Origin of the sequence: Streptomyces sp. NPDC048411, from assembly GCF_040704695.1 — a bacterium.
Lineage (GTDB): Bacteria > Actinomycetota > Actinomycetes > Streptomycetales > Streptomycetaceae > Streptomyces.
The window spans coordinates 1-5,906 of the sequence record NZ_JBEZKL010000240.1; the positions used below are offsets into that span (position 1 = coordinate 1).

5 protein-coding genes are annotated in these 5,906 nt (G+C 70.7%); 4 read left to right on the forward strand and 1 reads right to left on the reverse strand.

Translation table 11 applies throughout. The features are described from left to right. Positions 1 to 464: 464 nt before the first annotated feature. On the reverse strand, positions 465 to 1,607 hold the full coding sequence (locus AB0915_RS37955; RefSeq protein ID WP_366695796.1) for an 8-amino-7-oxononanoate synthase: 1,143 nt from the start codon (positions 1,605 to 1,607) through the stop codon (positions 465 to 467). A gap of 144 nt (positions 1,608 to 1,751) precedes the next feature. Here AB0915_RS37955 and bioB point away from each other — a divergent pair, with 144 nt between their 5' ends. The 4 genes from bioB (at position 1,752) to AB0915_RS37975 (ending at position 5,753) form a co-directional block, all read left to right on the forward strand. Beyond that, positions 1,752 to 2,936 (forward strand): biotin synthase BioB, encoded by a 1,185-nt coding sequence (bioB, locus tag AB0915_RS37960; protein WP_366695804.1) that lies wholly within the window; start codon positions 1,752 to 1,754, stop codon positions 2,934 to 2,936. Beyond that, complete coding sequence (locus tag AB0915_RS37965; protein ID WP_366695798.1) at positions 2,929 to 4,233, forward strand: adenosylmethionine--8-amino-7-oxononanoate transaminase; 1,305 nt, start codon at positions 2,929 to 2,931, stop codon at positions 4,231 to 4,233. Before bioB ends, AB0915_RS37965 begins: the two co-directional genes overlap by 8 nt. 1 nt (position 4,234) lies before the next feature. Continuing rightward, positions 4,235 to 4,930, forward strand: a complete 696-nt coding sequence (gene bioD / locus AB0915_RS37970) for a dethiobiotin synthase (protein WP_366695800.1) — start codon at positions 4,235 to 4,237, stop codon at positions 4,928 to 4,930. A 139-nt stretch (positions 4,931 to 5,069) separates the two neighbouring features. Then, positions 5,070 to 5,753, forward strand: a complete 684-nt coding sequence (locus AB0915_RS37975; RefSeq protein ID WP_366695802.1) for a methyltransferase domain-containing protein — start codon at positions 5,070 to 5,072, stop codon at positions 5,751 to 5,753. Positions 5,754 to 5,906 lie beyond the last annotated feature (153 nt).

Genomic DNA, 5,906 nt, shown 5'->3' on the forward strand with positions numbered 1-5,906 from the left:
GGTCATGTGGCGGAGCCACCTGTCCTGCGGCGCCGTGCGGCGAGCGTGCGTGCCGGGCGTCGGGGCGCAGGCGGGGAACTCAGAACAGGCCCTAGGGCAGTCAGGGAGTGACACGCGCCTCTTGATGGTCTGTCATGGCGAGCCGTCCCTTTCCCGCCCGAACCGACCCGCGACCGGTCCGGCATGTGCTTCGCGCCAGGTTGTCACTGATGCTGCCCGCTGTGACGGCCATCCAACGAGATGGTGGGTGGCGGCACGGCTCCGCAGTACGTCGCCGCGGACTCGTGGAGGAACTGCGGAGTCCGCGCCGCGCGTCCGGACTGGCCAGTCGGCCAGTTCCTACGACGGTGTCGTTGCCGCCTTGGGGAATGCCTCGCTTCGCTCATGATGCGAGGAGCCGCGCGGCGCCCTAAGGACTTCTCAGGTCCGCATGACGGTCCGGTCGGCTTGCCGGTCAGGCCAGATCAGGTCAGTGGCGCGGTCCGCAGGATGGTCGCCACCGCGGTCGCGATCTGCGCCTCCGTCAGATCGGCGCGTGCGGTGAGCCGCAGCCGCGAGATGCCGTCCGGGACCGACGGCGGGCGGAAGCAGCCCACCGCGATCCCGGCCGCTCGGCAGTCGGCCGCCCAGCGCACCGCCGCGTCCGGCGAAGGTGCCCGGACCGAGACGACTGCGGCGTCGGGGCGTACGGCCGTCAGCCCTTCCGCGGTCAGCCGTTCGTACAGTGCGGTGGCGACCGTACGGGCCCTGCCCGCGCGTACCGGCTCGCGACGCAGGAGGCGCAGGCTCGCGAGAGCCGCGCCCGTCGCGGCCGGTGCGAGCCCGGTATCGAAGATGAAGGTGCGGGCCGCGTTGACCAGATGGTCGATCACCCGGGCCGGCCCGAGGACCGCCCCGCCCTGACTGCCCAGGGACTTGGAGAGTGTCAGGGTGGTGACGATCCCGTCACCACCCGCGAGACCGGCGGCGGCGAGGGCGCCGCGCCCGCCCTCCCCGAGCACGCCCAGGCCGTGCGCGTCGTCGACGAGCAGCGCGGCGCCCTCCGTACCGCAGACGCCGGCCAGTTCCTGCAGCGGCGCGGCGTCTCCGTCGACGGAGAAGACCGAGTCGGTGACGGCCAGGGCGCGGCCGCGGTGCGCGCGCAGCTCCTTGGCGACGGCTTCGGGATCGGCGTGGGGTACAACGACGGTGTCCGCCCGGGAGAGGCGGCAGCCGTCCACGATGGAGGCGTGATTACCTGCGTCGGAGACGATCAAGGAGCCACGACCGGTGAGGGCGGTGAGCGCGGCGAGATTGGCCGCGTAGCCGGAGGAGAAGACCAGAGCCGCTTCGAAACCGCAGAATTCGGCCAGTTCGCGTTCGAGGTCGGCGTGCAGCACGGTGGAACCGGTGACCAGCCGGGAGCCGGTGGCGCCCGCACCCCACCGGTGCGCGGCCTCGGCGGCGGCCGCGGTCACCTCGGGGTGCCGGGTGAGGCCCAGGTAGTCGTTGCTCGCGAGGTCCAGCAGTTCCGGCTCGGCGGGCCGGGGGCGCAGGGTACGGACGAGGCCGGCATCCGCACGGCGGCGCGCCTCGTCATCGATCCAGTCGAACGGGGCGAAGGACATGTCAGCGGTCCCTTTTGTAGGCAGCCCACAGACCCTAACCGGAGGCGCGGCCTGTCATTGTGTGGCAATACACACACGCTCTGTGGGCTCTATTGTCCGGTTCCTCCTTGGCTGCGGGCGGTGCCGTAAGCCAGGATCATGACCATGGACCTCCTGAACACGTTGGTGGACAAGGGGCTGCGGCGCGAGCTGCCGACCCGCGAAGAAGCCCTCGCCGTGCTGGCGACCTCGGACGACGACCTGCTCGAAGTGGTGGCCGCAGCCGGGAAGGTGCGCCGTCAGTGGTTCGGTCGGCGGGTGAAGCTGAACTATCTGGTCAATCTCAAGTCCGGACTCTGCCCCGAGGACTGCTCGTACTGCTCGCAGCGGCTCGGCTCGAAGGCCGAGATCCTCAAGTACACCTGGCTGAAACCGGACGAGGCGTCGAAGGCCGCCGCCGCCGGGGTGGCGGGCGGCGCGAAGCGTGTCTGTCTGGTGGCGAGCGGCCGCGGTCCGACGGACCGGGACGTCGACCGAGTGTCGCAGACGATCGAAGCCATCAAGGAACAGAACGAGGGTGTCGAGGTGTGCGCCTGCCTCGGTCTGCTCTCCGCCGGGCAGGCGGACCGGCTGCGTTCTGCGGGCGCCGACGCGTACAACCACAACCTCAATACGTCCGAGGGGACGTACGGGGACATCACCACCACCCACACCTATGCGGACCGGGTGGAGACCGTCCAGCAGGCGCAGGCCGCGGGACTCTCGGCGTGCTCCGGGCTGATCGCCGGGATGGGTGAGAGCGACGCGGATCTGGTCGACGTCGTCTTCTCGCTGCGCGAGCTGGACCCGGACTCGGTTCCGGTGAACTTCCTGATCCCGTTCGAGGGGACCCCGCTCGCCAAGGAGTGGAACCTCACCCCGCAGCGCTGTCTGCGCATTCTGGCGATGGTCCGGTTCGTCTGCCCGGATGTCGAGGTCCGACTCGCGGGCGGCCGCGAAGTACATCTGCGCTCGATGCAGCCGCTCGCCCTGCACCTGGTCAACTCGATCTTCCTGGGCGACTACCTGACCAGTGAGGGCCAGGCGGGGCAGGCGGATCTGGACATGATCGCGGACGCCGGTTTCGAGGTGGAGGGCGCGGGTACGACGACGCTGCCCCGGCACCGTACGGACGCGGCGGCCGAGGCGGAGACCGGTGGCGGCTGCGGCTCGCACGCGGGGGGCTGTGCGCCCTGCGGTGATGTGACCGACGAACCGGGGGACGCCGAGGCCGGGGTGCCGGGCGCGCGAACGGATCTGGTGGCGGTCCGCCGTCGTGGCGCGGGAACGGATCTCGCACCCAATGCCTGAACCCCTCTCCCCGGCCGAGCTGCGGACCCTGGACCGGGACCACGTCTGGCATCCGTACGGCCCGATGCCGGGCCGGCAGGAGCCGCTGGTGGTGGAGTCCGCGTCCGGGGTACGTCTCCGGCTCGCCGAACCGGCCTACGGGCAGAGCGAGTTGGTCGACGGCATGTCGTCCTGGTGGTCGGCGGTGCACGGCTACAACCACCCGGTGCTCAATGAGGCGGCGCGTGGCCAGCTGGACCGGATGAGCCATGTGATGTTCGGCGGGCTCACCCATGAGCCCGCCGTGCGGCTGGCCGCACGGCTGGTCGAGATCACACCGGAGCCGCTGCGCCATGTCTTCCTCGCCGACTCGGGTTCGGTGTCGGTCGAGGTCGCGGTGAAGATGTGTCTGCAGTACTGGAACTCGACCGGAAAGCCCGCCAAACAGCGGCTGCTGACCTGGCGCGGCGGCTACCACGGGGACACCTGGCAGCCGATGTCGGTCTGCGACCCCGAGGGCGGCATGCATGAGCTGTGGTCGGGGGTGCTGCCGCAACAGGTCTTCGCCGACGAGCCGCCGGGCGGTTTCGACGAGGAACCGGATGAGACGTACGTACAACATCTGCGGGAGCTGATCGCGCAGCATGCCGATGAGCTGGCCGCGGTGATCGTGGAGCCGGTGGTGCAGGGTGCGGGCGGGATGCGGTTCCACTCCCCCGGCTATCTGCGGGTGCTGCGCGAGGCGTGCGACGCCCATGACGTGCTGTTGGTGTTCGACGAGATCGCGACCGGTTTCGGGCGTACGGGGAAACTGTTCGCCGCCGGGCATGCGGGGGTCTCCCCCGACGTGATGTGCGTCGGCAAGGCGCTGACCGGCGGTTATCTGACGATGGCGGCAACTCTCTGCACCTCACGGGTGGCGGACGGGATCTCGCGCGGCAAGGTCCCGGTGCTTGCGCACGGGCCGACCTTCATGGGCAATCCGCTGGCCGCATCGGTGGCCCTCGCCTCGATCGATCTGCTGCTCGGCCAGGACTGGCAACAGGACGTCAAGCGCCTGGAAGCGGGGTTGCTGGGGGGCCTGGCCGGGGCCCGCGCGATCGCAGGTGTACGGGATGTGCGCGTGCTGGGCGCCATCGGCGTCGTACAGCTCGATCACGACGTGAACATGGCGGCGGCCACCGCGGCCGCGGTCCGTGAGGGCGTGTGGCTGCGCCCGTTCCGGGACCTGATCTACACGATGCCGCCGTACGTGACGGGCGACGACGATCTGGCGCGAATCTGCCGTGCGGTGTGCGCGGCGGCGCGGGAGGGCTGAGATGTCGGTACTGATGGTGAGCGGTACGGGTACGGAGATCGGCAAGACGGTCGTCACGGCGGCCGTGGCCGCGGTGGCGGTCGCCGCCGGGCGTTCGGTCGCGGTACTCAAGCCTGCCCAGACGGGCGTTGCGCCGGGCGAGCCGGGCGATGTCTTCGAGGTGCGCAGGCTTGCAGGCGAGGCGGTGACCGGCCTCGAACTGGCCCGGTTCCCCGAGCCGTTGGCGCCGGACACGGCCGCGCGACGGGCGGGCCTGGCGCCCGTGCGCCCGGAACAGATCGCGGAGGCGGCCGAAAAGCTTGCCGCCGAGCACGATCTGGTGCTGGTCGAGGGCGCGGGAGGGCTGCTCGTACGGTTCGACGACGAAGGCGCCACGCTCGCGGACGCGGCGCGGCTGCTCGGCGCTCCGGTCCTGGTCGTGGTACCCGCCGGGCTCGGCACGCTCAATTCCACCGCCCTGACCTCGGAGGCGCTGCGGGCGCGCGGGCTGGAGTGCCTGGGCGTGGTCGTGGGCAGCATGCCCGCCGAACCGGATCTGGCCGCGCGCTGCAATCTCGACGATCTGCCGGTGGCGGCGGGAGCGCCGCTGCTGGGCAGCGTACCGGCGGGCGCGGGCGCCCTCACACCCGCCGAATTCCGTGCTCGGGCGGCGAGTTGGCTGACCGCGGAGTTGGGCGGGAACCGGACCGCCGACTAGCGGCTGAGCGGCCCAGGACGGGGCAGAATCAAAGCAGCCGTACTTTACCGGCCGGATTTCTCAGGTCGGGCAGCTCCCGTCGGGCGGCTCCGCCCGACCGAGTCGTCCGGTGCAGCCGGTCCTGTCGAGGAGGTCCGTCATGCATCTGCGGAGCACGAAGATCCCGAAGGACGCGGTGCACCACCCGGTCTTCGCCCGCTTCTACGCCCGCATGAGTGTGGCGGCGGAGACCAAGGCCGGGATGGCCGCCATTCGCTCGGAACTGCTCGCCGGCCTGTCCGGACGCGTCATCGAGATCGGTGTGGGAAACGGCCTGAACTTCGCCCACTATCCGCCCGCCGTCTCCGAAGTGGTGGCGATCGAACCCGAGCGCAGCCTGCGGCAGTTGGCGGTACGGTCCGCACTGCGTGCCGGTATTCCGGTGGATGTCGTGCCGGGTGCCGCGGAGGCGCTGCCGGTGAAGAGCGAGGCGTTCGACGGGGCAGTCGCGTCACTGGTGCTGTGCACCGTACGGAATGTCGAGCGGTCGCTCGCGGAGATCGAGCGGGTGCTGCGTCCGGGCGGGGAGCTGCGCTTCTTCGAGCATGTGCGGGCCGATGACCGCGCCATGGCGACGGTGCAGCAGGCACTGGACCGCACGGTGTGGCCGCTGCTGGGCGGCGGGTGTCATACGGCGCGGGACACGCTCACCGCGATCGAGGAGGCCGGGTTCGTGGTGGAGACGTACCGCAAGGTGAAGATGCCGGACAGGGGGATCCGGCTCCCCACCTCAGCGTGCGTGCTGGGCGTGGCCCGCCGGACGACCGTGGTGGACGCCTCCTGAGGCGTGCAGGCCTGTCTTTCGGATCAGGCCTAGTTCCCGGCAAGCTTTGCCGGTCACGGCACTAGTAGGGCTTTGTTAGGTCCGGTGGTGGGGTTCGGGGGTTGGTGCAGGTTGGCCGCATATCGAGCAGGCGCCGGTCCAGGTGGCCAGGAG